Source organism: Rhodoferax sp. SPJ4 (assembly GCF_058216275.1).
In genome coordinates, this window is the sequence record NZ_JBYZMN010000001.1 from 903,624 (window position 1) to 927,937 (window position 24,314).

General features: G+C 66.3%; 22 protein-coding genes and 1 tRNA gene. 19 read left to right on the top strand and 4 right to left on the bottom strand.

The window, feature by feature from the left end:
* The first annotated feature begins 15 nt into the window (after positions 1-15).
* The 19 genes from secG (at position 16) to AC4BAR_RS04610 (ending at position 16,434) form a co-directional block, all read left to right on the top strand.
* On the top strand, positions 16-426 hold the full coding sequence (gene secG / locus AC4BAR_RS04520; RefSeq protein WP_490626612.1) for a preprotein translocase subunit SecG: 411 nt from the start codon (positions 16-18) through the stop codon (positions 424-426).
* 120 nt (positions 427-546) lie between these two features.
* Positions 547-631: transfer RNA gene (locus tag AC4BAR_RS04525), tRNA-Leu, on the top strand.
* A gap of 48 nt (positions 632-679) precedes the next feature.
* Positions 680-1,039 (top strand): NADH-quinone oxidoreductase subunit A, encoded by a 360-nt coding sequence (locus tag AC4BAR_RS04530; protein WP_490626613.1) that lies wholly within the window; start codon positions 680-682, stop codon positions 1,037-1,039.
* Between the two features lie 15 nt (positions 1,040-1,054).
* On the top strand, positions 1,055-1,534 hold the full coding sequence (locus tag AC4BAR_RS04535; protein WP_490626614.1) for a NuoB/complex I 20 kDa subunit family protein: 480 nt from the start codon (positions 1,055-1,057) through the stop codon (positions 1,532-1,534).
* A 9-nt stretch (positions 1,535-1,543) separates the two neighbouring features.
* On the top strand, positions 1,544-2,152 hold the full coding sequence (locus AC4BAR_RS04540; protein ID WP_490626615.1) for an NADH-quinone oxidoreductase subunit C: 609 nt from the start codon (positions 1,544-1,546) through the stop codon (positions 2,150-2,152).
* Positions 2,152-3,405, top strand: a complete 1,254-nt coding sequence (locus AC4BAR_RS04545) for an NADH-quinone oxidoreductase subunit D (RefSeq protein WP_490626616.1) — start codon at positions 2,152-2,154, stop codon at positions 3,403-3,405. Before AC4BAR_RS04540 ends, AC4BAR_RS04545 begins: the two co-directional genes overlap by 1 nt.
* The gene (gene nuoE / locus AC4BAR_RS04550) at positions 3,402-3,893 is read left to right on the top strand and encodes an NADH-quinone oxidoreductase subunit NuoE (RefSeq protein WP_490626617.1); all 492 of its coding nucleotides are present in this window, start codon (positions 3,402-3,404) and stop codon (positions 3,891-3,893) included. Before AC4BAR_RS04545 ends, nuoE begins: the two co-directional genes overlap by 4 nt.
* Positions 3,890-5,230 (top strand): NADH-quinone oxidoreductase subunit NuoF, encoded by a 1,341-nt coding sequence (gene nuoF, locus AC4BAR_RS04555; protein ID WP_490626618.1) that lies wholly within the window; start codon positions 3,890-3,892, stop codon positions 5,228-5,230. Before nuoE ends, nuoF begins: the two co-directional genes overlap by 4 nt.
* A 15-nt stretch (positions 5,231-5,245) precedes the next feature.
* Positions 5,246-7,354 carry an NADH-quinone oxidoreductase subunit NuoG gene (nuoG, locus tag AC4BAR_RS04560; RefSeq protein WP_490626619.1) on the top strand — a complete coding sequence of 703 codons (2,109 nt, stop codon included), beginning with the start codon at positions 5,246-5,248 and terminating at the stop codon, positions 7,352-7,354.
* Positions 7,351-8,466, top strand: coding sequence for an NADH-quinone oxidoreductase subunit NuoH (gene nuoH, locus AC4BAR_RS04565; protein WP_490626620.1), 1,116 nt, complete (start codon positions 7,351-7,353; stop codon positions 8,464-8,466). The genes nuoG and nuoH overlap by 4 nt, the downstream gene beginning before the upstream one ends.
* Positions 8,467-8,476: 10 nt before the next feature.
* On the top strand, positions 8,477-8,986 hold the full coding sequence (gene nuoI / locus AC4BAR_RS04570) for an NADH-quinone oxidoreductase subunit NuoI (RefSeq protein WP_490626621.1): 510 nt from the start codon (positions 8,477-8,479) through the stop codon (positions 8,984-8,986).
* 25 nt (positions 8,987-9,011) lie between these two features.
* On the top strand, positions 9,012-9,659 hold the full coding sequence (locus tag AC4BAR_RS04575; RefSeq protein ID WP_490626622.1) for an NADH-quinone oxidoreductase subunit J: 648 nt from the start codon (positions 9,012-9,014) through the stop codon (positions 9,657-9,659).
* Positions 9,656-9,964 (top strand): NADH-quinone oxidoreductase subunit NuoK, encoded by a 309-nt coding sequence (gene nuoK / locus AC4BAR_RS04580; RefSeq protein WP_490626623.1) that lies wholly within the window; start codon positions 9,656-9,658, stop codon positions 9,962-9,964. The genes AC4BAR_RS04575 and nuoK overlap by 4 nt, the downstream gene beginning before the upstream one ends.
* Positions 9,965-9,990: 26 nt before the next feature.
* Positions 9,991-12,036: an NADH-quinone oxidoreductase subunit L gene (nuoL, locus tag AC4BAR_RS04585; protein WP_490626624.1), complete on the top strand. Its 2,046-nt coding sequence runs from the start codon at positions 9,991-9,993 to the stop codon at positions 12,034-12,036.
* Between the two features lie 20 nt (positions 12,037-12,056).
* Positions 12,057-13,544, top strand: a complete 1,488-nt coding sequence (locus AC4BAR_RS04590; RefSeq protein ID WP_490626625.1) for an NADH-quinone oxidoreductase subunit M — start codon at positions 12,057-12,059, stop codon at positions 13,542-13,544.
* Positions 13,545-13,554: 10 nt separating this feature from the next.
* Positions 13,555-15,042, top strand: coding sequence for an NADH-quinone oxidoreductase subunit NuoN (gene nuoN / locus AC4BAR_RS04595; protein ID WP_490626626.1), 1,488 nt, complete (start codon positions 13,555-13,557; stop codon positions 15,040-15,042).
* 19 nt (positions 15,043-15,061) lie between these two features.
* Positions 15,062-15,364 (top strand): DUF2818 family protein, encoded by a 303-nt coding sequence (locus AC4BAR_RS04600; protein WP_490626627.1) that lies wholly within the window; start codon positions 15,062-15,064, stop codon positions 15,362-15,364.
* A gap of 10 nt (positions 15,365-15,374) precedes the next feature.
* The gene (locus tag AC4BAR_RS04605; RefSeq protein ID WP_490626628.1) at positions 15,375-15,962 is read left to right on the top strand and encodes an NUDIX domain-containing protein; all 588 of its coding nucleotides are present in this window, start codon (positions 15,375-15,377) and stop codon (positions 15,960-15,962) included.
* A gap of 13 nt (positions 15,963-15,975) precedes the next feature.
* On the top strand, positions 15,976-16,434 hold the full coding sequence (locus AC4BAR_RS04610; protein ID WP_490626629.1) for a DUF1178 family protein: 459 nt from the start codon (positions 15,976-15,978) through the stop codon (positions 16,432-16,434).
* A 30-nt stretch (positions 16,435-16,464) separates the two neighbouring features.
* On the opposite strand, the gene AC4BAR_RS04615 is transcribed toward AC4BAR_RS04610, so the two are convergent.
* The 4 genes from AC4BAR_RS04615 to AC4BAR_RS04630 all read right to left on the bottom strand — a co-directional run bounded on the left by AC4BAR_RS04615 (position 16,465) and on the right by AC4BAR_RS04630 (position 24,314).
* Complete coding sequence (locus AC4BAR_RS04615) at positions 16,465-18,264, bottom strand: ABC transporter transmembrane domain-containing protein (protein WP_490626630.1); 1,800 nt, start codon at positions 18,262-18,264, stop codon at positions 16,465-16,467.
* A 63-nt stretch (positions 18,265-18,327) separates the two neighbouring features.
* Complete coding sequence (locus AC4BAR_RS04620) at positions 18,328-20,499, bottom strand: putative bifunctional diguanylate cyclase/phosphodiesterase (protein ID WP_490626631.1); 2,172 nt, start codon at positions 20,497-20,499, stop codon at positions 18,328-18,330.
* A gap of 162 nt (positions 20,500-20,661) precedes the next feature.
* Positions 20,662-21,747, bottom strand: a complete 1,086-nt coding sequence (locus AC4BAR_RS04625; protein WP_490626632.1) for a lipocalin-like domain-containing protein — start codon at positions 21,745-21,747, stop codon at positions 20,662-20,664.
* The gene (locus AC4BAR_RS04630) at positions 21,747-24,314 is read right to left on the bottom strand and encodes an FtsX-like permease family protein (RefSeq protein WP_490626633.1); all 2,568 of its coding nucleotides are present in this window, start codon (positions 24,312-24,314) and stop codon (positions 21,747-21,749) included. The genes AC4BAR_RS04625 and AC4BAR_RS04630 overlap by 1 nt, the downstream gene beginning before the upstream one ends.

A 24,314-nucleotide genomic window follows, 5' to 3' on the forward strand; every position in this document is an offset into this window, starting at 1 on the left:
TTTAGGAGAAATGAGATGAGCGTTTTGTTGAACATTTTGTTGGCGGTGCAGATGTTGTCTGCCATCGTCATGGTGGGCCTGATCCTGATCCAGCACGGTAAGGGTGCGGACATGGGTGCGGCCTTTGGCAGCGGCGGCTCGGGCAGCCTGTTCGGCGCCAGCGGCAGTGCCAACTTCTTGTCGCGCACCACGGCGGTGCTGGCGGCCTTGTTCTTTGTCTGCACCTTGATGCTGGCCTATTTCGGCAACCTGCGGCCTGCGGCCTCGGGCAACAGCGTGCTTCAAGGTGCGGCCGTCACCGCACCGGCCACGGCCGCCTCGGAAGCCGGCGCCGCCGGCCAGATTCCCGGTACGGCCAGCCCGGCACCGGCGGCTTCGGCGCCTGCCAAAGCCGCTTCGGGCGCGGGCCAGATTCCTGTCCGCTGAACAGCGGCACAAATTGCGCGTCCGCCGCCCGGGAAACGCGCCATTTGAGGGTAAACTCTAGGGCTGGCTGGACAAGCAAAACGCCCTCGGGCTCCTCACGCCATCCAGTCAGCAAAAACCGCCGTCGTGGTGAAATTGGTAGACACGCTATCTTGAGGGGGTAGTGGCGAAAGCTGTGCGAGTTCGAGTCTCGCCGACGGCACCAACATGAATGCCCGCAGCCCGCGGGCCCAGTGGTGATCAGACCCCCAAGATGAACCTCGATCAATACCTCCCCGTCCTGTTGTTCATCTTGGTCGGCATCGGTGTGGGCATCGTGCCCCAGGCGCTGGGCTTTCTGCTCGGTCCCAACCGCCCCGACGGCGAAAAAAACTCCCCTTACGAGTGCGGCTTCGAGGCCTTTGAAGACGCCCGCATGAAATTCGATGTGCGCTACTACCTGGTCGCCATCCTGTTCATTCTTTTCGATCTCGAAATTGCGTTTCTGTTTCCCTGGGCCATTGCGCTGAAGGAGATCGGCGCCACGGGCTTCTGGGCCATGATGGTGTTTCTGGGCATCCTCGTCGTAGGCTTCGCCTACGAGTGGAAAAAAGGCGCCCTCGACTGGGAATGAGCGAAGGACTGCACGATGGCCATTGAAGGCGTTTTCAAAGAGGGCTTCATCACCACCAGTTACGACTCGGTGGTGAACTGGGCCAAGACCGGCTCGCTGTGGCCCATGACCTTTGGTCTGGCCTGCTGCGCGGTGGAAATGATGCACGCGGGCGCGGCCCGCTACGACCTCGACCGTTTCGGCGTGGTCTTCCGTCCCAGCCCGCGCCAGAGCGATCTGATGATCGTGGCCGGCACGCTGTGCAACAAGATGGCACCGGCCTTGCGCAAGGTTTACGACCAGATGAGCGAGCCGCGCTGGGTGCTGTCCATGGGGTCTTGTGCCAACGGCGGCGGCTACTACCACTACAGCTACTCGGTGGTGCGCGGCTGTGACCGCATCGTGCCCGTTGACGTCTACGTGCCGGGCTGTCCGCCCACGGCCGAGGCGCTGATGTACGGCATCATCCAGCTGCAGCAAAAAATCCGCCGCACCCAGACCATCGCGCGCGCCTGAGGTTCCAACATGACTGTTTATTCTGTGGATGCTGCGTCCACGCAGGCCGCTGTGGCGGCTGCGTTGGGCAACAAGGCCAAGCGCATCAGCACCCGTCTGGGTGAGGTGACGGTGGTGGTGTCGGCCGCCGACTACCTGGCTGCGGCCGAGACCCTGCGCGACGCACCGGGCTGCCAGTTCGAGCAACTGATGGACCTCTGTGGTGTCGATTACTCCGAGTACAAGGACGGCCAGTGGGCCGGCGCGCGCTACGCGGTGGTGTGCCATTTGCTGTCGGTGACGCTGAACCAGCGGGTGCGTCTGACGGTGTTTGCCACCGACGACGACTTTCCGGTGGTGGCCTCGGTCAACGGCATCTGGAGCGCCGCCAACTGGTTCGAACGCGAAGCCTTCGATTTGTTCGGCATCGTCTTTGAGGGTCACAACGACCTGCGCCGCATCCTCACCGACTACGGCTTCATCGGCCACCCCTTCCGCAAGGATTTCCCAACCTCGGGCCATGTGGAAATGCGCTACGACCCCGAGCAGAAGCGGGTGATCTACCAGCCGGTGACCATCGAGCCGCGCGAAATCACGCCGCGCATCATCCGTGAAGACAACTACGGTGGTCTGAAGTAATGGCTGAAATCAAGAACTACACCCTGAACTTCGGTCCGCAGCACCCGGCCGCCCACGGCGTGCTGCGTCTGGTGCTGGAGCTCGACGGCGAGGTCATCCAGCGCGCCGACCCGCACATCGGCCTGCTGCACCGCGCCACCGAAAAACTGGCCGAGAGCAAGACCTACATCCAGTCGCTGCCCTACATGGACCGGCTGGACTACGTGTCCATGATGTGCAACGAGCACGCCTACTGCCTGGCCATTGAGAAGCTGCTGGGTGTGGATGTGCCCATCCGCGCCCAGTACATCCGCGTGATGTTCTCGGAAATCACCCGCTTGCTGAACCATTTGCTGTGGCTGGGCTGCCATGGCCTGGACTGCGGCGCGATGACCATCTTTTTGTACGCTTTCCGCGAACGGGAAGACCTGTTCGACATGTACGAGGCGGTGTCGGGTGCGCGCATGCACGCGGCCTATTTCCGTCCCGGTGGTGTCTACCGTGACCTGCCCGACAGCATGCCGCAGTACCAGCCCAGCAAGGTGCGCAACGCCAAGGCCATCAAGGCCTTGAACGACGGCCGCAGCGGCTCGCTGCTGGACTTCATCGACGACTTCACCCAGCGCTTTCCCAAGTACCTGGCCGAGTACCACACGCTGCTGACCGACAACCGCATCTGGAAGCAGCGCACCGTGGGCATCGGCGTGGTCATGCCGGAGCGGGCGCTGAACCTGGGCTTCACCGGCGCCATGCTGCGCGGTTCGGGCGTCGCCTGGGACCTGCGCAAGCAGCAGCCTTACGACGCCTACGACAAGGTTGACTTCGACGTGCCGATCGGCAAGACCGGCGACTGCTATGACCGCTACCTGGTGCGCATGGAAGAGATGGCGCAGTCGAACCGCATCATCAAGCAATGCGTCGACTGGCTGCGCGTCAACCCCGGCCCGGTGATCACCGACAACCACAAGGTTGCCGCGCCCCCGCGCGAGTCCATGAAGTCCAACATGGAAGACCTGATTCACCACTTCAAGCTGTTCACTGAAGGCTTCCACGTGCCCGAAGGCGAGGCCTATGCGGCGGTGGAACACCCCAAGGGCGAGTTCGGCATTTACCTGGTGAGTGACGGCGCCAACAAGCCTTACCGGCTGAAGATCCGCGCCCCCGGTTTCGCCCACCTGGCGGCGCTTGATGAGATGGGCCGTGGCCACATGATTGCCGATGCGGTGGCCATCATTGGAACGATGGACATTGTGTTTGGAGAAATTGACCGATGATCTCTGAAGCAACCCGCGCCCGGTTCGACCGGGAAGTGGCCAAGTACCCGGCCGACCAGAAGCAGTCGGCGGTGATGGCCTGTCTGGCGATTGTTCAGCAGGAACAAGGCCATGTGAGTGCCGAGAGCGAGAAGGCGATTGCCGCCCACCTGGGCATGGCGCCTATCGCGGTGCACGAGGTCACCACCTTCTACAACATGTACAACCAGCAGCCGGTGGGCAAGTACAAGCTCAACGTCTGCACCAACCTGCCTTGCCAGCTGCGCGACGGCCAGAAGGCCTTGCACCACCTGGAGCAGAAGCTGGGCATTCACATGGGCGAAACCACCGCCGACGGCCTGTTCACGCTGCAGCAAAGCGAGTGCTTGGGCGCTTGCGCCGATTCGCCGGTGATGTTGGTCAACGACCGCACCATGTGCAGCTTCATGAGCAACGACAAGCTCGACCAGCTGATCGATGGTTTGAAGAAAGCCGAGGCCAACGCATGAACGCGCAGCAAGTGCTCTCGCAGTTCCAGGCCACAGGGGTGCAAACCTGTTTCCATGGCCGCCACATCAACCCGCAAATCTATGCCGGCCTTGACGGCACCAACTGGCGCCTCAAAGACTACGAGGCCCGCGGTGGCTACCAGGCCCTGAAAAAAATCCTGAGTGAGGGCATGACCCAGGACCAGGTGATTGCCACCGTCAAGGAATCGGCCTTGCGCGGCCGCGGCGGCGCCGGTTTCCCCACCGGCCTGAAGTGGAGCTTCATGCCGCGCCAGTTCCCGGGCCAGAAGTATCTGGTCTGCAACTCGGACGAGGGCGAGCCCGGCACCTGCAAGGACCGCGACATCCTGCAGTTCAACCCGCACATCGTGATCGAAGGCATGGCGATTGCCGCCTACGCCATGGGCATCAGCGTGGGCTACAACTACATCCACGGTGAAATCTTCGACACCTACGACCGCTTTGAAGAAGCGCTGGAAGAAGCCCGTGCCGCCGGCTACCTGGGCGACAAGATCCTGGGCAGCGGCTTCAACTTCCAGCTTCACGCCTTCCATGGTTTTGGTGCCTACATCTGCGGCGAAGAAACGGCCTTGCTGGAGTCGCTCGAAGGCAAAAAAGGCCAGCCCCGCTTCAAGCCGCCGTTCCCGGCCAGCTTCGGCCTGTACGGCAAGCCGACCACCATCAACAACACCGAAACCTTCGCGGCCGTGCCCTGGATCATCCGCCACGGCGGCCAGGCCTACCTCGAATGTGGCAAGCCCAACAACGGCGGCACCAAGATCTACTCGGTGTCGGGTGATGTGGAGTTGCCGGGCAACTACGAGGTGCCGCTGGGCACGCCGTTCGCCAAGCTGCTGGAACTCGCCGGTGGCGTGCGCAAGGGCCGCCAGCTGAAGGCCGTCATCCCCGGCGGCTCGTCGGCCCCGGTGCTGCCGGCGGCCATCATGATGGAATGCACGATGGACTACGACTCCATCGCCAAGGCTGGCTCCATGCTGGGCTCGGGCGCCGTCATCGTGATGGACGACTCGCGCTGCATGGTGGAATCGCTCAAGCGCTTGTCCTACTTCTACATGCACGAGTCCTGTGGCCAGTGCACGCCCTGCCGCGAAGGCACGGGCTGGCTGTGGCGCCTGGTCGACAAGGTGCACCGTGGCGATGGCAAGTCCAGCGACATGGATTTGCTGAACTCGATCGCCGACAACATCCAGGGCCGCACCATTTGTGCGCTGGGCGACGCGGCGGCCATGCCGGTGCGCGCCATGATCAAGCACTTCCGCCCTGAGTTTGAAGCCCTGATCCAACACAAGTCGCCCCAGGCTGCGGCGCAGCCTTGAGCGCGGGAAAAGCATATGGTTGAAATCGAACTCGACGGCAAGAAGGTGGAAGTCGCCGAAGGCAGCCTGGTGATGCAGGCGGCCGAAAAGGCCGGCACCTACATTCCGCACTTCTGCTACCACAAGAAGCTCAGCATCGCGGCCAACTGCCGCATGTGCCTGGTGGACATCGAAAAGGCACCCAAGCCCATGCCGGCCTGCGCCACGCCGGTGACGCAGGGCATGATCGTCCGCACCAAGAGCGACAAGGCCATCAAGGCCCAGCAGTCGGTGATGGAGTTTCTGCTCATCAACCACCCGCTGGACTGCCCCATTTGCGACCAGGGCGGCGAATGCCAGCTGCAAGACCTGGCCGTGGGCTATGGCGGCTCGACCTCGCGCTACGAGGAAGAAAAGCGCGTGGTCTTCCACAAGGACGTTGGCCCGCTGATCAGCATGGAAGAGATGAGCCGCTGCATCCACTGCACCCGCTGCGTGCGTTTTGGCCAGGAAGTGGCCGGCGTGATGGAGCTGGGCATGGTGCACCGCGGTGAACACGCTGAAATCACCACCGTGCTCAATGAGACCGTGGACTCCGAGCTGTCGGGCAACATGATCGACATCTGCCCGGTGGGCGCGCTCACCAGCAAGCCTTTCCGCTACAGCGCCCGCACCTGGGAGCTGAGCCGCCGCAAGTCGGTCAGCCCGCACGACAGCACCGGTGCCAACCTGATTGTTCAGGTCAAGAATCACAAGGTCATGCGTGTGGTGCCGCTGGAAAACGAAGCCGTCAACGAATGCTGGATTGCCGACCGTGATCGCTTCTCCTACGAAGCGCTGAACGGTGACGACCGCCTGACCGCGCCCATGCTGAAGCAGGGCGGCGCGTGGAAAACCGTCGACTGGCAGACCGCCCTCGAGTACGTGGCCAATGGCCTGAAACAGATCAAGGCCGACCATGGCGCCGCCGCCATCGGCGCGCTGGTCAGCCCGCACAGCACGGTCGAAGAACTGTCGCTGGTCGCCGCGCTGGTGCGTGGCCTGGGCAGCGACAACATCGACCACCGCCTGCGCCACGCCGAGTTCCCGGCCGCCCAGGGCGCCCGCTGGCTGGGCACCTCGATCGCCTCGCTGTCCCATCTGCAGCGCGTGCTGGTCGTGGGTTCCAACCTGCGCAAAGACCACCCGCTGTTCGCACAACGCATCCGCCAGGCCGTCAAAAAGGGCGCCCAGGTGGTGGTGTTGAACGACCAGGCCAACGACTGGGCCCTGCCCATTGCCCACACCCAGCTGGCGCCTGCCGCCGAGTGGGTGCAGGCCCTGGCCGACGTGGCCGCTGCCGTGGCCGCCGAGAAGGGCGTGGCCGCCCCCGCCGCGGGCAACGCCCAGGCCGGTGCCACCATGGCCCGCGCGCTGCTGGGCGGTGAGCGCAAAGCCATCCTGCTCGGCAACGCCGCCGCCCACCATGCGAAGGCCTCCAGCCTGCTGGCGCTGGCGCAGTGGATTGCCACCGAAACCGGTGCCAGCGTCGGTTATTTGACCGAAGCCGCCAACACCGTCGGTGCGCAGCTGGTCGGTGCCCAGCCGCAGGCCGCTGGCCTGAACGCCGGCCAGATGCTGTCCGGCAAGGCCCTGAAAGCCTTGCTGCTGCTGAATACCGAACCGGTGTTGGACAGCGCCGCCGGTGCCAATGCCGCCGTTTTGGGCCACGCCCAGATGGTGGTGACGCTGAGCCCGTTCAAAACCAACCTGGACATCAGCGACGTGTTGCTGCCCATCGCCCCCTTCACCGAGACCGCCGGCAGCTTTGTCAATGCCGAAGGCCTGTTGCAAAGCTTCCACGGTGTGGTGCGTCCGCTGGGCGAAACCCGCCCCGGCTGGAAGGTGCTGCGCGTGCTGGGTTCGCTGCTGGGCCTGCCGGGCTTTGACGCCGAAACCGTCGAGGACGTGCGCGCCAAGGCCTTGCCGGCTAATCTGGTCGCCGCCTTGTCCAACACCACCTCGGCCGGCATCGACCTGACGCCCGCCACCGCCGCGCCTTGCGTGGCCTCCATCTACCAGCTGGACGGCCTGGTCCGTCGCTCGCCGTCGCTGCAGCGCACGGCCGACGCCAAAAGCGCCGCGCATGAGGGAGTGGCCGCATGATCGACGCTCTGTTTGGTCTGGGCCAAGGCCTGATCGCCGCCCCCTGGTGGGTGGAGATGGGTTGGCCGGTGGTGTGGAACGTGCTGAAGATCGTGGCCCTGGTGCTGCCGCTGATGGGCTGCGTGGCTTACTTGACGCTGTGGGAGCGCAAGGCCATTGGCTGGATGCAGATCCGCATCGGCCCCAACCGCGTCGGTCCGCTGGGCCTGCTGCAGCCGATTGCCGATGCGCTGAAGCTGTTGACCAAGGAAATCATTGTTCCGGCCGCGGCCAACCGCAACCTGTTCTTCATTGGCCCCATCATGACCATCATGCCGGCGCTGGCGGCCTGGGCGGTCGTGCCCTTCGGTCCCGATGCCGCGCTGGCCAACGTCAATGCCGGCCTGCTGTTCATCATGGCCATCACCTCGATGGAGGTTTACGGCGTGATCATTGCCGGCTGGGCGTCCAACTCCAAGTACGCCTTCCTGGGCGCGCTGCGGGCCTCGGCCCAGATGGTCAGCTACGAAATCGCCATGGGCTTTTGCCTGGTGGTGGTGCTGATGGTATCGGCCAGCCTGAACATGACCGACATCGTGACCTCGCAGAACACCGGCTACTTTGCCGCCATGGGCGTCAACGTGCTGTCGTGGAACTGGCTGCCGCTGCTGCCCATCTTCGTGGTCTACGTCATCTCCGGCATCGCCGAAACCAACCGCCATCCCTTCGACGTGGTGGAAGGCGAGTCGGAAATCGTCGCCGGCCACATGGTCGAGTACTCGGGCATGGCGTTTGCCATGTTCTTCCTGGCCGAGTACGCCAACATGATCCTGGTGTCGGCCCTGGCCGCCATCATGTTCCTCGGCGGCTGGGCCGCACCGGTGTCGTTCAGCGCCTTTGGCATGAGCACGCCGGCCTGGATCGAGGCCTCGGCCTGGCTGTGGAACTGGGTCTGGCTGTTCGGCAAGACCTTCTGCGTGGTCACCATGTTCCTGTGGGTGCGTGCCACCTTCCCGCGCTTCCGTTACGACCAGATCATGCGTCTGGGCTGGAAGATCTTCATCCCGGTCACGCTGGTGTGGCTGGTGGTCGTGGGGGGCTGGATGCAGACCCCGTTCAACATCTGGAAATAAGGAGCTGCCCATGAGTGCCCTCGCATCTCCCGCCTTTTCCCTCAAGGACTTTTTGTCCAGCTTCATGCTGGTCGAGCTGTTCAAGGGCCTGGCGCTGACCGGCAAACACGCCTTCCGTCGCAAGATCACGGTGCAGTTCCCGGAAGAAAAAACCCCGATCTCGCCGCGCTTCCGTGGCCTGCACGCGTTGCGCCGCTATGAGAACGGTGAGGAGCGCTGCATCGCCTGCAAGCTCTGCGAAGCGGTGTGCCCGGCCATGGCCATCACCATCGAGTCCGATGTGCGGGCCGACGGTTCGCGCCGCACCACCCGCTACGACATCGACCTGACCAAGTGCATCTTCTGCGGCTTCTGCGAAGAGAGCTGCCCGGTCGACTCCATCGTTGAAACCCACATCTTCGAATACCACGGCGAGAAGCGGGGCGACCTCTACTTCACCAAGGACATGCTGTTGGCCGTTGGCGACCGTTACGAAAGCGCCATCGCCGCCAACAAGGCGGCCGACGCCAAGTACCGCTGAACCCCACCCACACACGAAGCGACCCATGGACGTCAAGACTGGTCTTTTTTACGCATTTGCCGCGTTGCTGCTGTTCGCCGCCTTCAAGGTGATCACCTCGCGCAACCCGGTGTACGCCGCGCTCTACCTGGTGCTGGCCTTTTTCCAGGCCGCCGCCATCTGGGTGCTGCTGAAGGCCGAGTTCCTGGCCATCTCGCTGGTGCTGGTCTATGTGGGGGCGGTGATGGTGCTGTTCCTGTTCGTCGTGATGATGCTGGACATCAACCTCGACAGCCTGCGCCAGGGCTTCTGGAAGCATTTCCCGCTGGCCGGCTCCGTGGGTGCCGTCATTGCACTGGAAATGTCCTACATGCTGCTGGGCGGCTTCCGCGTCACCGACACCACCAAGGCCGCCGAGACCGTGGCCCAGGTGGGTGTCCAGGTGTCCAACACCAAGGAACTCGGCAAGCTGCTCTACACCGAGTACCTGTACCCGCTGGAAGTGGCCGCAGTGCTGCTGCTGGTGGCCATCATTGCCGCGATTGCGCTGACGCTGCGCCAGCGCAAGGACAGCAAATACGTCAACCCGGCCGACCAGGTGCGGGTGAGGGCGCGTGACCGCATGGAAGTGGTCAAGCTGGCCGTCACCCAGCCGGCCCCTGCGCCGGTGGTCACCGAGGAGAAACAAGCATGAGCCTGACCCTGGGACATTACCTGTCGCTCGGCGCGGTGCTGTTCGCACTGTCTGTTGTGGGCATCTTCCTGAACCGCAAGAACCTGATCGTGCTGCTGATGGCCATCGAGCTGATGCTGCTGGCGGTCAACATGAACTTTGTCGCGTTCTCGTACTACCTGAATGACCTGCATGGCCAGGTGTTCGTGTTCTTCATCCTGACGGTGGCGGCGGCCGAATCGGCCATCGGCCTGGCCATTCTGGTGCTGCTGTTCCGCAACAAGGCCAGCATCAACGTGGACGAACTCAACACCCTGCGCGGCTGAGCCCCGGACACCGAAAAGACAGAACCATGAGCCAAACCCTTTCCGCAGCGACCCTGCTGGCCGTGCCCCTGGCGCCCCTGGCGGGCGCGTTGATGGCCGGCATCTTCGGCACCGCCTTCGGTGGCAACCAGATCGGCCGTCGCGTCAGCCACAGCCTGACCATCCTGGGGGTGTTCATCGCCCTGGTGTTGTCGGCGATGACGCTGTACAGCGTGGCCGTCGACGGCGCCCGTTTCAACGAGACCATTTACACCTGGATGGTGGTGGGCAGCCTGAAGATGGAGGTCGGTTTCCTGATCGACGGCCTGACCGCGATGATGATGGTGGTGGTGACCTTTGTGTCGCTGATGGTCCACCTGTACACCATCGGCTACATGGAAGAAGACGAGGGCTACAACCGTTTCTTCGCCTACATCTCGCTGTTCACCTTCTCCATGCTGATGCTGGTGATGAGCAACAACCTGCTGCAGCTGTTCTTCGGCTGGGAAGCGGTGGGCCTGGTGTCTTATCTGCTGATCGGTTTCTGGTTCAACAAGCCCACCGCCATCTTCGCCAACATGAAGGCCTTTTTGGTCAACCGTGTCGGTGACTTCGGTTTCATCCTGGGCATCGGCCTGCTGGCCGCCTACGCTGGCACGCTGAACTACAGCGAGTTGTTCGGCCAGACCGGCGAACTCGCCAAGCTGGGCTTCCCCGGCACCGACTGGATGCTGGTCACGGTGATCTGCATCTGCTTGTTCATCGGCGCCATGGGCAAGAGCGCGCAGTTCCCGCTGCATGTCTGGTTGCCCGACTCGATGGAAGGCCCGACCCCGATTTCCGCGCTGATCCACGCCGCCACCATGGTGACGGCCGGCATCTTCATGGTGGCCCGCATGTCGCCGCTGTTCGAGCTGAGCGACACCGCGCTGAACTTCGTGCTGGTGATCGGTGCCATCACCGCGCTGTTCATGGGCTTTCTGGGCATCATCCAGAACGACATCAAGCGCGTCGTGGCCTATTCCACGCTGTCGCAGCTGGGCTACATGACGGTGGCGCTGGGCGCCTCGGCCTACTCGGTGGCGGTGTTCCACCTGATGACCCACGCCTTCTTCAAGGCCTTGCTGTTCCTCGGCGCCGGCTCGGTCATCATGGGCATGCACCACAACCAGGACATCCGCTGGATGGGCAACGTGCGCAAGTACATGCCCATCACCTGGATCACCTCGCTGCTGGGCTCGCTGGCGCTGATTGGCACGCCGCTGTTCGCCGGCTTCTATTCCAAGGACAGCATCATCGAGGCGGTGCACGCCAGCCACCTGCCGGGCGCGCATTTCGCGCACTTCGCGGTGATGGCCGGGGTGTTTGTCACCGCCTTCTACTCGTTCCGCATGTACTTCCTGGTCTTCCACGGCAAGGAACGCTACGACCAGAACCCCGACGCCCACCACCATGACGACCACGGTCACGACGACCACGGTCACGACGACCATGGCCACGGCCACGACGCCAAGCCCCATGAATCGCCCTGGGTAGTCACCGTGCCGCTGGTGCTGCTGGCCATTCCCTCGGTGGTGATCGGCTACCTGGGCATCGAACCCATGCTGTTCGGCGACTTCTTCAAGGACGCGATCTTCGTCAATGGCGAAGCCCATGGCGCGATGGAGGAGCTGAAGGAAGGTTTCCACGGCGCGCTGGCCATGGCGACCCACGGCCTGACCACACTGCCGTTCTGGCTGGCGCTGTCGGGTGTGGCGCTGTCCTACTACATGTACATGGTCAACCCGGCGTTGCCGGCGGCCATCAAGCGCATCGCGCAGCCCCTCTACACGCTGCTCGAGAACAAGTACTACATGGACTGGTTCAACGAACAGGTGCTGGCGCGTGGCGCCCGTGCGCTGGGCACCGGCCTGTGGAAGGGCGGTGACCAGGCGGTCATTGACGGCGCTGTCGTCAACGGTTCCTGGAAGCTGGTGCGCTGGGTGGTGGGCATCGTGCGCGGCGCCCAGACCGGCTACATCTACCACTACGCGCTGGTGATGATCCTCGGCGTGTTCGTGCTGATGACCTATTTCGCCTGGCTCAACAAGTAACTCGCGGAGAAGAACGAGAAATGAGTTACCAATTCGGTACCCTGAGTCTGGCCATCTGGACACCCATTCTGTTTGGTGTGGTCCTGCTGGCCTTTGGCAAAGATTCGCAGGCCGGCGCGGCGCGCTGGCTGGCCCTGGTGGGCGCAATCGTCAGCTTCCTGGTCACGCTGCCGGTCTACGGCGGCTTCAAGCTGGGCACGGCCGAGATGCAGTTCGTTGAAAAGACGTCCTGGATCGAGCGCTTCAACGTCAACTACCACCTCGGCGTGGACGGCATCTCGATGTGGTTTGTGCTGCTCACCGCCTTCATCACCGTGGTGGTGGTGATCGCCGCCTGGGAAGTCATCACCGAGCGGGTCAGCCAGTACATGGCGGCCTTTCTCATCCTCAGCGGCCTGATGATCGGCGTGTTCTGCGCGCTCGACGGCATGCTGTTCTACGTGTTCTTCGAGGCCACGCTGATCCCGATGTATCTGATCATCGGCATCTGGGGCGGCCCGAACAAGATCTACGCGGCCTTCAAGTTCTTCCTGTACACGCTGCTCGGCTCGCTGCTGATGCTGATCGCGCTGATCTATTTGTACACCCAGGCCGGTGGCAGCTTCGACATCCTGGCCTGGCACCAGCTGCCGCTGGGCATCAAGGCCCAGACCCTGCTGTTCTTCGCCTTCTTCTCGGCCTTCGCGGTCAAGGTGCCGATGTGGCCGGTCCACACCTGGCTGCCCGACGTGCACGTCGAGGCCCCCACCGGTGGCTCGGCCGTGCTGGCGGCCATCATGCTGAAGCTGGGCGCTTATGGCTTCCTGCGCTTCGCCATGCCGATCGCCCCTGACGCGGCCCACGAATACGCCTGGTTGATGATCGGGCTGTCGCTGACCGCGGTGGTCTATGTCGGTCTGGTGGCCATGGTCCAGCAGGACATGAAGAAGCTGGTGGCCTACTCGTCGGTGGCCCACATGGGTTTCGTCACGCTGGGCTTCTTCATCTTCAACGACCTCGGTGTGGCCGGTGGCCTGGTGCAGATGATTGCCCACGGCTTTGTGTCGGGCGCGATGTTCCTCTGCATCGGTGTGCTGTACGACCGGGTGCATTCGCGTGAGATCGCCAGCTATGGCGGCGTGGTCAACACCATGCCCAAGTTCACCGCCTTTGCGCTGCTGTTCGCCATGGCCAATTGCGGCCTGCCTGCCACCGCCGGTTTCGTCGGCGAGTGGATGGTCATTCTGGGCGCGGTCAAGGCCAACTTCTGGCTGGGCCTGACGGCCTCGTCGGCGCTGATCTTCGGTGCCGCCTACACGCTGTGGATGTTCAAGCGCGTCTACCTGGGCCCGGTGACCAACGACGACGTCAAGACCCTGACCGACATCAATGGCCGTGAATTCCTGATGCTGGCCCTGCTGGCGGTGGCGGTGCTGGCCATGGGCCTGTACCCCCGACCGTTCACCGACGTGATGGACGCCTCGGTGGCCAGCTTGCTCAAGCACCTGGCGATGTCCAAACTGAACTGAAGAAACCCCGATGATTGACAAACTCAGCTGGATCACCGTCTACCCGGAGCTGGTGCTCCTCGGCATGGCCTGCGTGGTCGCCCTGGTCGACCTGGGCGTCACCAATGCCCGCCGCACCCCCACCTATGTGCTGACCCTGTTGACCCTGGGTGTCGTGGCCTGGATGGAAGCGCAATACGCCATGCAGGGCGACACCGTGTACGGCTTCGGCAACATGGTGGTCAGCGACGTCATGGGCAGCTGGCTCAAGTGCTTCGCCACGCTGGCCACCATGGTCAGCCTGGTCTATGGCCGGCCCTATGCCGCCGTGCGTGGCATGACCCAGGGTGGTGAGCTGTTCACCCTCAGCATGTTCTCGCTGCTGGGCATCTTCGTGATGATCTCTGGCAACAACTTCCTGGTGATCTACCTGGGCCTGGAGTTGCTCACGCTGTCGAGCTACGCGCTGGTGGCCTTGCGCCGCGACAACGCCACCGCCACCGAAGCGGCGATGAAGTACTTTGTGCTGGGCGCGCTGGCCAGCGGCTTCCTGCTGTACGGCCTGTCCATGCTGTACGGCGCCACCGGCTCGCTGAACCTGCAAGAGGTGCTGAACGCGGTGGCCTCGGGCTACATCAAACACCAGGTGATGGTGTTCGGTCTGGTGTTCATCGTCGCCGGCCTGGCCTTCAAGCTCGGCGCCGTGCCCTTCCACATGTGGATCCCCGACGTCTACCAGGGCGCACCCACGGCGGTCACGCTGCTGGTCGGCGCCGCGCCCAAGCTGGCGGCGTTCGCCATCATGATCCGTCTGCTGGTGGAGGGCCTGATCCCGCTGGCGGTGGACTGGCACCAGATGCTGGCCTTCATGGCCATCGGCTCGCTGCTGGTGGGCAACCTGGCGGCCATCGCCCAGACCAACCTCAAGCGCATGCTGGCCTTCTCCACCATCGGCCAAGTCGGCTTCATGCTGCTTGGCTTTGTGGCGGTGGTGGTCGACACCGACCTGACGCTGGCCAAGAACGCGCTCAGCTCGTCGATGTTCTATACCGTGACCTATGTGATGACCACGCTGGCCAGCTTTGGCATCATCCTGCTGCTGGCCCGCGAAGGTTTCGAGAGCGAGGAAATCAGCGACCTGGCTGGCCTGAACCAGCGCAGCCCGCTGTACGCCGGCGTGATGGCCGTGTGCCTGTTTTCGCTGGCCGGCATCCCGCCGCTGGTGGGCTTCTACGCCAAGCTGGCCGTGCTGCAGGCCCTGGTGTCTTCCAGCGCCCCGGCCTACATTGGCCTGGCGGTGTTCGCGGTGGTGATGTCGCTGATCGGCGCCTTCTACTACCTGCGTGTCGTCAAGGTCATGTACTTCGACGAACCCACCATCACCGAACCCATCCAGGCCGGCAGCGACGTCCGCGTGGTGCTGTCGCTGAACGGCCTGATGATCCTGGTGCTGGGCATCGTGCCCGGCGGCCTGATGACCCTGTGCGCCCAGGCCATCGTCAAGACCCTGGGCACCTGAAGCCAAGGCTTCAGTCGCGATGTCGCAAACCTTCTCCATCTGGCTGGTTGTCGTGCTGGCCCTGGTCGCCGCCAACCTGCCTTTCCTGAGCCAGCGCCTGGCGCTGGTGGGCCCGTCTGCGCGGCCCAAGCCGCTGGTCTGGCGGCTGGGTGAGCTGGTGCTGATGTATTTCGTGGTCGGTGGTGTGGGCCTTGCGCTGGAGCACCGGGCCGGCCAGATCGCGCCGCAGACCTGGGAGTTCTACGCCACCACCGCCGCGCTGTTCCTGGTGCTGGCCTTCCCCGGTTTTGTCTACCGCTACCTGGTCAAGCGCAACGACTGAGCGCCACCCCATGCGCCTGGACACCGCCGCCCACCTGGTGGAGCACCGCACCGACAGCGAGGCCCTGCTGAAGGGCCATTTCCTGCACGCCGTCCGCGACACGGTGCGCCTGCCCGACGGCAACAGCGCCTCGCGCGAGTACATCCTGCACCCCGGTGCGGTGATGGTCATTGCGCTGCTGGACGATGGTCAGGTGGTGCTGGAGCGCCAGTTCCGCCACCCGGTGCAGCAGGTCATGATCGAATTTCCGGCCGGCAAGCTCGATGCGGGCGAGCCCTCGCTGGTCTGCGCCCAGCGCGAGCTGCTGGAAGAAACCGGTTACCGGGCCCGTGAATGGGCACTGGCCGGCAGCCTGCACCCGTCCATCTCCTACTCCACCGAGCGCATCGACGTCTGGTTTGCCCGGCGCCTAGTGGCCGGCCCCAGCCAGCTCGATGACGGTGAATTCCTCGACGTTTTCAGCACCCCGCCAGCCGATCTGCTGCAGGGCTGTTTCGACGGCCGTGTCACCGACGCCAAAACCCTGGCCGGTGCGCTGTGGCTGCAAAACGTGCTGGCCGGCCACTGGCCGCTGGAATGGCAGATCCAGGCCCTTTGAGGCCGGCCGCGCGATGAAGGTGCTGGACCTGCAATGCGCCCAGGGCCACCGCTTCGAGGGCTGGTTTGGCTCAGAGGCTGAATGCCAAACCCAGCTGGCCTCGCAGGCCATCGCCTGCCCGCTGTGTGGCGACAGCACCGTGCACAAACGGCTCAGCGCCCCCCGGCTCAACCTGGGCCATGGCCAGCATGCAGCCCCTGAAACCGCCACGCCGTCCGTGGCCGCGCCCGGCCCGGCCATGCCGCCGGCCCTGCAGGCCGCCTGGTTGCAGATGGCCCGCCAGGTGATGGCACAAACGGAGGATGTCGGGCCGCGGTTTGCCGAAGAGGCCCGCCGCATCCACCATGGCGAGGCCGAGGCCCGCGGCATCCGCGGCCAGGCCAGCCGCGCCGAGACCGAGGCCTTGCGCGACGAAGGCATCACGGTGCTGCCGCTGCCCATCCCCGAGGCCCTGAAAAACCCGCTGCACTGAGTGGGCCGGTCAACGGCCAGGGCAGGGTGCTCAGTCGAGGAACTGCAGCGCGGCCAGCTGGGCGTAGGTGCCACCCAGTGCCACCAGGCTGTCGTGCGTGCCTTGCTCGACGATGCGGCCATGGTCCAGCACCACGATGCGGTCGGCCTTTTGCACCGTCGCCAGCCGGTGCGCAATCACCAGCGTCGTGCGGTCGCGCATGGCCGAGTCCAGCGCCTCCTGAACCACCCGTTCGCTCTCGGCGTCCAGCGCGCTGGTGGCTTCGTCGAGCAGCAGCAGCGGCGGGTTTTTCAGCATGGCCCGGGCGATCGCGATGCGTTGCCGCTGGCCACCGCTGAGACGCACACCGCGTTCGCCCAGAAAGGTCTGGTAGCCCTCGGGCAGGGCGGTGATGAAGCCATGGGCAAAGGCCGCCTCGGCGGCCGCCACCACCTCGGCGTCGCTGGCCTCGGGCTTGCCGTAGCGGATGTTCTCCATCGCGTTGGCCGAGAAAATCACCGCGTCCTGCGGCACGATGCCGATGCGGTGACGCAGCTCGCTCAAGGCCATGGCATGGGTGGGCACGCCGTCCAGCGTGATGGTGCCGGCGCCGGTGCGCAGCGCGTGGCGGGCGTCGGGGTCGTAAAAACGCAGCAGCAGCTGGAACACCGTGCTTTTGCCGGCGCCGCTGGGGCCCACCAGGGCCACGGTTTCGCCCGGCGCCACGGTCAGGGTGAAATCGCTCAGCGCCGCCTGGGTGGGCCGCGACGGGTAGTGGAAGGTCACGGCCTCGAAATGCAGCGCGCTGCCGCTGGTGATGGGCGGTGGCGCCACCGGTGTGGCGGGTGAGGTGATGGGCGAGCGGCTGTCCAGCAGCTCCATCAGCCGCTCGGTGGCGCCGGCGGCGCGCAGCAGGTCGCCATAGACCTCGCCCAGCACCGCCGCCGCACCGGCCAGGATGATCACGTAGACCACGGTCTGGCCCAGGTGACCGGCGCTGATGTCGCCGCGCACCACCGCCTGCGTGCCCTGGTACAGGCCCCACAGCAGCGCGGCCGAGGTGGCGATGATGATGAAGGCCACCAGCACCGAGCGGGCCTTGGTGCGCCGCACCGCGGTCTTGAAGGCCGCCGCGGTGGAGGCGTCGAAGCGCGCCGCCTCGCGGCCCTCGGCGGTGTAGCTCTGCACCACGGGAATCGCGTTCAGCACCTCGGCGGCAATGGCGCTGGAATCGGCCACCCGGTCCTGGCTGGCCCGCGACAGCTTGCGCACCCGGCGGCCGAACCAGACGCTGGGCAACACGATCAGCACCAGCACACCCAGCACCTGGAACATCACATAGGGGTTGGTCCAGACCAGCATGGCCAGCGCACCGATGCCCATCACCGCGTTGCGCAAGCCCATGCTCAGCGACGAGCCCACCACGGTCTGCACCAGCGTGGTGTCCACCGTCAGCCGAGACAAGACCTCGCCGGTCTGGGTCGATTCAAAAAACTGCGGGCTTTGCTCCAGCACATGGGCGTACACCGCGTTGCGCAGGTCGGCGGTGACCCGCTCGCCCAGCCAGCTCACGGTGTAGAAACGCACGGCCGAAAACACGCCGAGCGCCACCGCCACGCCGAACAGCGCCAGGAAATGCTCCTGCAGCGCCATGGCCTGGGCCCCCTTGTCGGCTTTGACCAGGCCGCCGTCGATCAGGCTGCGCAGCGCCACCGGAAACACCAGCGTGGCGCCGGCGGCCAGCACCAGGAACACCAGCGCCAAGCCGATGCGGAAGCGGTAGGGGCGAAGAAAGGGCTTCAGGCCCGAGAGTGAACGGGGCGAGGCTTTGGCGGGGGAGGGGGCGGACATGCGGGCAAGTGTAGCCCTGCCCCATGAAAAAGGCCGGCGGCCCGGCCCGCTGGAAGGCGGGTGTCAGGCGGCGCGCAAGGCCAGCGGGTCGGGCCGGTGGCCGGCCTCGAAACGGGCGATGAAGGCAGGCAGCTCGGCCGCCGGCATGGGCCGGGCCAGCGCATAGCCCTGGAACTCGTGGCAGCCCATCTCGCGCAGCAGCGCAATCTGCTGCTCGGTCTCCACGCCCTCGGCGGTGACGGCCTTGCCCAGGCTCTTGCCGAGCTGGATGATGGCCACCACGATGGAGGCGTCGGCGCCGTCGCGGGTCAGGCCCGAAACAAAGGAGCGGTCGATCTTCAGCCGGTCGATGGGCAGGCTCTTCAAGTGGGTCAATGAGGCGTAGCCGGTGCCGAAGTCGTCAAAGGCAATCTCCACCCCCATGTCGTGCAGGTCTTGCAGGCCGGCGATGGCGTGGCCGGTGGAGCGGCCGAGGAACATGCCCTCGGTGACCTCGATGCCGATGCGCGACGGCGGCACGCCGTGCTGCGCCATCGTGGCGGCGAGGTTGACCGCGAAATAGCCGTCGGCAAAATCGGCCGCCACCACATTGATGGCCAGCCGGCCGAAGTCGATGCCCTGGCTCAGCCACTGCTCGGCCTGGCGCGAGGCCATGTTCACCACATGCTGGCCCAGCCGGGCGGCCAGGCCGGGGTCTTCGAATACCCGGGCAAAGGTGCCGGGGGTCAGCACGCCCAGCGTCGGGTGGCGCCAGCGCATCAGCGCTTCCACGCCGGTGACGCGGCCATGGCTCAGGTCGATCACCGGCTGGTAGTACAGCATCAGCGCGTCGGTCTGCAGCGCGGTTTCCATCTCGCGCAGCAGCGAGGCACGGCGCTGCACCGCGCTGCGCATGTCGATCTTGAAAAAGTCGTAGCGGTTGCGGCCACAGGCCTTGGCCCGGTACAGCGCGATGTCGGCGTTCTTCACCAGGTCGGTGCTGTCGCTGGCGTCGGTGGGGAACAGCGTCACGCCCATGCTGAAGGTGCAGTGGCGCATTTCCTGGCCAATCGCCACCGGGGCAGCCACCGCCTCGTGCATCGCGTCCAGCGGCCGGCGCAGCGTGGTCACGCTGTCGGCGCCCTCGATGATCACCGCGAACTCGTCGCCGCCCAGCCGTGCCACCATGTCGCTTTGCCGCAGCACGCCTTCGAGCCGCCCGGCCACCGCCTGCAGCAGCAGGTCGCCGCCGTCATGACCCAGGGTGTCGTTGATTTCCTTGAAGTTGTCGATGTCGATCAGCGCCAGCGCGAACGGAATGCCCTGGTCGCGGCCCTGTTGCACCGCCTTGGCCAGCCGCTCCTGGAACATCATGCGGTTGGGCAGGCCGGTCAGCGGGTCGACATTGGCCAGCCGCCACAGCCGGTCTTGCACGCTGCGCCGTGAAGTCACCTCGCGGCTGACACCGCGGTAGCCGGTGAAGTGACCCTCGGTGTCAAACACCGGCTCGCCCGACACGCTGTACCAGCGCCAGTCGTCCGGCGTTTGCGACAGCCGCAGCCGGTACTCGAAGTTGCGGAAAGCCAGGTGGGCGGCCACCGCTGCGCGGTGCTCTTCCCAGCCTTCGTCGTTCAGGTCCACGTCCAGCTCCCAGCGGCATTTGCCCATCAGGCAATGCGGCTGGGGCGTGGGGGAGTCGGGCCCGCCGGAGACGCGGGTGAAGCGGCCTTCGGCATCCTGTTCCCAGAACCAGTCGGTGGACAGCGCCAGCAGGCTGCGGAAACGTTGCTGGCTTTGCTCCAGCGACTGCGCGGCCAGCTTGGAGGCGGTGATGTCGTGGAAGGTGGCCACATGGTGGGTCACGCTGCCGTCGGGGGTTCGCACCGGCACGATGGTGGCGTCCACCCAGTACAGCGCGCCGGTGGCGTGGCGGTTGCAGATCTCGCCCTTCCAGGACCGGCCCTCGGCCAGGGTTTGCCACAGGCCGTGGAAAAACTCAGGCGGGTGCTGGCCGGACTGCAGCGCGCCAAAGCGCTGACCCACCAGCTCGTCGCGTTGCAGGCCGCTGAGCGTCAGAAAGGGCGGGCTGACGTAGCTGATCACCCCCTGGGTGTCGGTGATCGCCACCAGCGAATGCTGGTTCAGCACCTCTTGCCAGCTGGCCTCCATGCCGCCGTCGTTGGCAGCCAGGGCGGGCGGCGCGGCTTCGAGCCTCAGGGTCGGCCGGTCGGGTGGTGAAGGGTTGGGCACGGTCATTGGGTTCCAGGGCCACACGGGTGATGCGAAGTTGCTGGCCAGTATGAAACTGGCCCTGCCTTCTTGATCGGCCGATATGCGACCCGATTGAGCGGTTTTTGTGGCCCGTTCAGGCCTCAAGCTTTGCCCGGCCCGACCGGGGCCCCCCAAAGTTCGCAGGGTTTACAAACGCAGCGGCCCGGCGTAGCCGGTCATTTCCAGGTAGCCCCGGCCCACGCGGCGCTGTTGGCTGTCAAACAGCTCGCTCAGGCCCTCCCAGTACACCGCGCCGGTGGAGCCCCGGCTGTCCAGCTCCTGGGCCGGAATCACCGCCCGCACGGTGTACACCCCGGCCGGGGTGCTGACGCGCCAGGCCACCGGGTAGCGGGCTTGCGTCAGCGGGCTGGTCCAGTGCTGCAGCGGCTCGAAGCGGGTGCTGCCCGGTGGGAAGCTGGCGGCGCCGGCGCCCGGGCGACGGACAGAGCCACCGTCCCAGACCGACCCGCCCTGGGCGTCGCGCAGCCGGAAGGCGGTGAGTGCGCTGCCGTCGAACAGGTTCATGCCCAGCCAGTCCCAGCCCACCGCGCGCGGGTGCAGCAGCTCGTCGCTCCACTCGTGGTCCAGCCAGGCGCTGCCGGTCACCTCGAAGCGCTCGCCGCCCAGGGTCAGCTGACCGGTGGTGGCCAGCTGGGGCTGGCTGTAATAAAAGCTGGCCTGCCGGGGGTCGGGCCCCTTGCGCGACAGGCCTTGCGCCCCCTGCAGCAGCAGCGGCTGGGTGGTGGCGAATTCCAGCGCCAGCGCAAAACCGTCGGCCTGCACCCGGGTGCGGTAGCCGTCGCCAGCCCGGCGGTGCAGCGACCAGTCGCGCAGGCGCACCGCGGTGTCGGCCTCGCTGGCGCTGGCCTGGTCCAGTGCCGGGTGGCCTGCATCGCGGGCAATGCGCTGGTCGTGGCGCAACCGCTGCCCGGCCACGTCGGTGACGGCCGCATGGGCAAACAGCAGCTGTTTGGCGGCAAAGCCGGAGCGCAAGGCCTGGGTGGCGGCCACCCGGGCCCGGAAAAACGTCACCTGGAAGCCGAACTCGCGGGCACCGGCCTGGGCGTGGCCGGTGATGTACCACCACTCGGTGCGGTGCTCGGGGTGGCTGCCATGGTCGCGTGGGAATCGCAGCGGCCGGGGCGTCAGCGCCTGCAGCGGGGCGCTGGCGCCGCCCGTGGCCAGGCCGGCCAGCGTGGCCAGCCAGGCGCGGCGCGACAAGGGCAACGGCATCACCAGTCCTCCTTCACCGCCAGCACCGCGTCGCGGCCAGCGGCTGCCCGGCCGGCCAGCCAGGCGGTGGCGGTGCCGGCCAGCACCACCGCAGCGCTCAAGGCCAGCAGCCGGCCCGTTGGCAGGGCCAGGTCCATGGTCCAGTGGAAGCTCTGCGGATTCACCACATGGACCAGCACCACGGCCACCGCCAGCCCCAGGCCCAGCCCGGCCAGGGCGCCGATCAGCGTCCAGGCCGCGCCTTCGCCGGCCACCACCGCCAGAATCTGGCGCCGGGTCAGGCCCAGGTGGGCCAGCAGGCCGAACTCCTTGCGCCGCGCCAGCACCTGGGCCGAGAAGCTGGCCGCCACGCCGAACAGGCCGATGGCGATCGCCACCCCCTGCAGCCAATAGGTCACGGCAAAGCTGCGGTCGAAGATGCGCAGCGAAATGGCCCGGATCTCGCGCGCCGACGCGAACTCGATCAGCGCGCCAGCCCCCGGCTGGCTGGCCTCGGCGGCGTCGCGCAGCGCCCGCTGCAACGCGGCGACATCCGCGCCGTCGGCCAGCCACAGCGCCAGGTCATTGACCCGGGTGTCGCCGGTCAGGCGCTGGAAATCGGCCTGGGCCATGGCGATGGCGCCGAACTGCCGGGCGTAGTCGCGCCACACGCCGGCCACAAAGAATGCCGGCGGCGCCGTGCCACCTGCCAGCGCCTGGAAGGGCCGCGCCAGCAGCGGAAAGTCGCTGCCCGGCCGGGCCTGGTACAGGTCCACCATGGCCTCGCTGACGTAAATGCCCACCCGGCCGGGCGGCACCGGCAGCGCCGGCCCCACCAGCGCCAGGTCGCGGGCGGGCCGGTCCAGCGGCCGGGCCAGCAGCGCCACCGGCGGGCGGCTGGTGTCCAGCAGCAACTGGCTGTTGCGCTGGCCGCTCCAGCGCGCCACGCCGGGCAGCAGGCCCAGCGTTTGCAACAGCGCCGGGCCGAAGTACACCGTGTCACCGACGGCCAGGCCGCTGGCGCTGCGGGCGTAGAGGTCGGCCGGCAGCACCACGTCCAGCCAGCCGCTGACCGAGTCGCGGAAACTGGCCACCATCACGGTGAGGGCCACCGCCAGGCTCAAGGCGGCCACCACGCCGCTCACCGCCACCGCCGCGCTTTCGCGCACCCGGCGCGCCCGCTCCACCGCCAGCAGCGGCAGCAGCCGCTGCGCCACCCAGGGGCTCAAACCGTCGTACAGCCAGGCCACCAGCCTGGGCAGCGTGGCAATGCCACCCAGCAGCAGCAAGGCCACGGCGAGGTAGGCCGCCAAGGGGATGCCGAACACCGGCGGGGTGAGCGCCAGCAGGCCGCCCAGCACCATCAGCAGCGGGCCGGGCCAGCCGCGTTGCCGCCCGCCATGGGCCGCACCCAGGCCCTTGAGGGTTTGCGCCGGCGGCAGGGCCTGGGCGGTGCGGGCCGGCCACCAGCCGCCCAGCAAGGCCGCCACCAGGCCCAGGCCGCCGTACACCAGCGCGGCCCCGCCGTCCCACTGCAGCGTGGGGGCCACGCCCGCGAAATAGCCGCCGCCCAGGTCGCCGCCCAGCAGGCGCAGCGCGGCCCAGGCCAGGCCGCTGCCCAAGGCAATGCCCAGGGCGCTGCCCAAGGCGCCCAGCAGCGCCGACTCGGCCAGCACCAGGCCCAGCCGCTCGCGGGCGGTGAGGCCCAGCACCGCCAGCAAGGCGAACTGCGGCGCCCGCTTGGCGACGCTCAGCGACAGCACCGAAAACACCAGAAATGCGCCGGTGAACAGCGCCACCAGCGCCAGCACCGTCAGGTTCACCCGGTAGGCGCGCGACAAATTGCTGACGCGCTGCGCGTCGTCGCCGGGCTCGCTCAGCAGCACGTTGGCCGGCCAGTCGGGTGCGCGCAGCAAGGCCGCCACAAAGGCCGGGCGGTCCACGCCGGGGCGCAGCTTGAGGTCGATGCGGCTGAGCTGGCCCCCGCGGCCAAAGGCGTCTTGCGCGGCGCCCAGGTCCATCACCGCCAGCGGGCCGCCGCCGGCCGCCACGGTGCCGGCAATCGCCATCGGCGTCATCGCCAGCCCACTTTGCAAGGGCAGGGTGGTGGCGCCGGGGCCCACCAGCGCGCGGGCGGCGGGGTTCAGAAACACCGTGGCGGGGGCGAACAGCGCAAAGCGGTCGGCGCCCTCGGCCGGCCGGGGCAGCAGGGCCGGCGACACGGCGGCCGCCACCAGGGCGTCCAGCCCCAGCACCCGCACAGGGCTGCGCTGGCCATTGGCGGCGCCGGTGAGGCTGGTCAGCTCCAGCACCGGGCTGGCCACCGCCACGTCGGGGTGGCGGGCCAGCCGGCCGTACAGGGCTTCGTCAAACTGGCCCTGCACCGCCCGCACCTCCAGGTCGGGCTGGCCGTTGACCGCGCGCACCGCCTGCGAGAACTCGCTGAGTGCCGAGGCGTTGATCAGGTGCACCGCAAAGGCCAGCGCCACGCCCAGCATCACCGCCACCACCGCCGCGGCGTTGCGCCAGGGGTGGTGGACGAATTCGCGCCCCGAGAACTGGCGCAGCAGTTCAAGCCGGCTGTGCAT

What these genes read in the sequence shown, in the direction of transcription:
- AC4BAR_RS04600 (WP_490626627.1), top strand. Translation starts at nt 15,062, where the DNA reads ATGTCGCAAACCTTCTCCATCTGGCTGGTTGTCGTGCTGGCCCTGGTC.
- nuoI (WP_490626621.1), top strand. Translation starts at nt 8,477, where the DNA reads ATGAGTGCCCTCGCATCTCCCGCCTTTTCCCTCAAGGACTTTTTGTCC.
- AC4BAR_RS04540 (WP_490626615.1), top strand. Translation starts at nt 1,544, where the DNA reads ATGACTGTTTATTCTGTGGATGCTGCGTCCACGCAGGCCGCTGTGGCG.
- AC4BAR_RS04605 (WP_490626628.1), top strand. Translation starts at nt 15,375, where the DNA reads ATGCGCCTGGACACCGCCGCCCACCTGGTGGAGCACCGCACCGACAGC.
- AC4BAR_RS04590 (WP_490626625.1), top strand. Translation starts at nt 12,057, where the DNA reads ATGAGTTACCAATTCGGTACCCTGAGTCTGGCCATCTGGACACCCATT.
- AC4BAR_RS04615 (WP_490626630.1), bottom strand. Translation starts at nt 18,264, where the DNA reads ATGTCCGCCCCCTCCCCCGCCAAAGCCTCGCCCCGTTCACTCTCGGGC.
- nuoK (WP_490626623.1), top strand. Translation starts at nt 9,656, where the DNA reads ATGAGCCTGACCCTGGGACATTACCTGTCGCTCGGCGCGGTGCTGTTC.
- nuoG (WP_490626619.1), top strand. Translation starts at nt 5,246, where the DNA reads ATGGTTGAAATCGAACTCGACGGCAAGAAGGTGGAAGTCGCCGAAGGC.
- AC4BAR_RS04610 (WP_490626629.1), top strand. Translation starts at nt 15,976, where the DNA reads ATGAAGGTGCTGGACCTGCAATGCGCCCAGGGCCACCGCTTCGAGGGC.
- nuoL (WP_490626624.1), top strand. Translation starts at nt 9,991, where the DNA reads ATGAGCCAAACCCTTTCCGCAGCGACCCTGCTGGCCGTGCCCCTGGCG.
- nuoE (WP_490626617.1), top strand. Translation starts at nt 3,402, where the DNA reads ATGATCTCTGAAGCAACCCGCGCCCGGTTCGACCGGGAAGTGGCCAAG.
- AC4BAR_RS04575 (WP_490626622.1), top strand. Translation starts at nt 9,012, where the DNA reads ATGGACGTCAAGACTGGTCTTTTTTACGCATTTGCCGCGTTGCTGCTG.
- AC4BAR_RS04530 (WP_490626613.1), top strand. Translation starts at nt 680, where the DNA reads ATGAACCTCGATCAATACCTCCCCGTCCTGTTGTTCATCTTGGTCGGC.
- nuoN (WP_490626626.1), top strand. Translation starts at nt 13,555, where the DNA reads ATGATTGACAAACTCAGCTGGATCACCGTCTACCCGGAGCTGGTGCTC.
- nuoF (WP_490626618.1), top strand. Translation starts at nt 3,890, where the DNA reads ATGAACGCGCAGCAAGTGCTCTCGCAGTTCCAGGCCACAGGGGTGCAA.
- AC4BAR_RS04545 (WP_490626616.1), top strand. Translation starts at nt 2,152, where the DNA reads ATGGCTGAAATCAAGAACTACACCCTGAACTTCGGTCCGCAGCACCCG.
- AC4BAR_RS04630 (WP_490626633.1), bottom strand. Translation starts at nt 24,314, where the DNA reads ATGCACAGCCGGCTTGAACTGCTGCGCCAGTTCTCGGGGCGCGAATTC.
- nuoH (WP_490626620.1), top strand. Translation starts at nt 7,351, where the DNA reads ATGATCGACGCTCTGTTTGGTCTGGGCCAAGGCCTGATCGCCGCCCCC.
- AC4BAR_RS04535 (WP_490626614.1), top strand. Translation starts at nt 1,055, where the DNA reads ATGGCCATTGAAGGCGTTTTCAAAGAGGGCTTCATCACCACCAGTTAC.
- secG (WP_490626612.1), top strand. Translation starts at nt 16, where the DNA reads ATGAGCGTTTTGTTGAACATTTTGTTGGCGGTGCAGATGTTGTCTGCC.
- AC4BAR_RS04620 (WP_490626631.1), bottom strand. Translation starts at nt 20,499, where the DNA reads ATGACCGTGCCCAACCCTTCACCACCCGACCGGCCGACCCTGAGGCTC.
- AC4BAR_RS04625 (WP_490626632.1), bottom strand. Translation starts at nt 21,747, where the DNA reads ATGCCGTTGCCCTTGTCGCGCCGCGCCTGGCTGGCCACGCTGGCCGGC.